Genomic DNA, 1,481 nt, shown 5'->3' with positions numbered 1-1,481 from the left:
AGGCGGGTCTTGGGCAGGCCCGTGTAGCGGGTCCGGCGGATGCGGGTGCGCCGGATTGCCTGGGAGATGATGCCCTCCACTCCGGCGCGAATGTTGTAGCGCTGCTGCCACTGGTCGGTGAACTGTTCGCGGCGCCGGTCTTCCAGTGCTGCCTGCTGGTCTTGGGGCAGCAGGGTCAGGCTTCGGCCCCACTTGCCGTTCGCCGCTTTGGTGCACATGTCCTGCACCGGGCAGGCCGTGCAGTCCTGGGCGGTGAAGTGCACCCGTGAGAGGGGAGTGCCGCTGCTCTTGCGCTGGTCGGACCAGCTGGCACTGATCTTGCCCTGGGGACAGACGGCCTTCTTGGCTTCCCAGTCGATCGTGAACGCGCTCTGCGTGAAGTGCTCACCTTCGTAGTTCTCGTGGCACGTATCCAGCCCGACCGGCCCCAGCAGTTCGATCCCATGTGCCTCGCGCGCGGCCACGATGTGTGCGGCGGTGACGTAGCCGGCATCGACGTCGTGCTCTTCAGGCAGCAGTTCCCGTGTGGCCAGGCCCTGGTGGACGACTGCGGTGACCTCGGTGTCGGCGACGGTGGCGTCCGTGGTGAGGACATGAGTGATCAGGTGCGGGACGTGAGGTTCGCAGGTCTCGCTGAGGTGGGTCTTGTAGCCGCACCAGCCCGAGCCGCGCTTGGTCGCGTAGCGGGCGTCCGGGTCGTAGGGCGAGGAGAGCCTGCGTCTGCCTGGCGGGAGGTCTTTGCCCTCCCGCCAGCGCACCCCCTCGCCGTCGCGGTGGTACTGCTCCACCCAGGCCCGGCGCAGGACCTGGACGGCGGGGACTTCCCGTAACCACGCGGGAGCCGGGGGTGCGTAGACGGCCTCCAGGATGGTGAAGCCGTCCCGGCCGACCTGCTCGGCCCACTCCTGGCGGACGTTGTCGCCCTTGGGGAAGCGGTAGGAGTCGATCCGGGCGCCGTAGCGTTTGGCCCAGTCGGCGTTGACCAGCGGGGACAGCCATGCCGGGGCGGCTGCGGCCAGTGCCTCCAGCGCCGCGCGCAAGGTCTCACCGACAAACTCCATCCGGTTCAACGTCCGCACGGCTGCCAGGACGTGGGTGGAGTCGGTGCGCTGCCGACCCCCTGCACGCAGCAGTCCGAGTTCGGAGCACCTGGCCAAAACCAGGTCCAGGACATGCTCCTCCAGCCCGTGCCCGATCAGCCGGGCACGGAAGTCGCTCAGGACGGAGAAGTCGAACCCCGGATCGTCCAGCTCCAAGCCGAGGAGAAACTTCCAGTCGATGCGAGCCCGCACCTGGTCAGCCGCCTGCCGATCGGTAAGTCCCTCGGCGTACTGCAGCACCGAGACCAGCGCCAGCGCCCCCGGCGACACGGCCGGACGCCCCCGGGCCGAGAACGCCTCAGCGAAGGATCCGTCCGAGAACAGCGGACCGAGCGCCTCACGCACCCGGACTGCCAACGTCCCCTTCGGGAACGACGCCCC

At 68.9% G+C, this 1,481-nt stretch carries 1 protein-coding gene; it reads right to left on the bottom strand.

All coding sequences use genetic code 11. The annotated features are described in order from the left end of the window. Positions 1 to 1,481: IS1182 family transposase (locus ACWFR4_RS48885; RefSeq protein WP_453658459.1), on the bottom strand; the 1,481-nt coding region annotated here is incomplete at both ends.

The sequence above is a fragment of the Streptomyces sp. NPDC055140 genome, from assembly GCF_053607285.1.
Note: the sequence above shows the minus strand (reverse complement) of the source record. Positions and strands in the feature narration are given on the sequence as shown.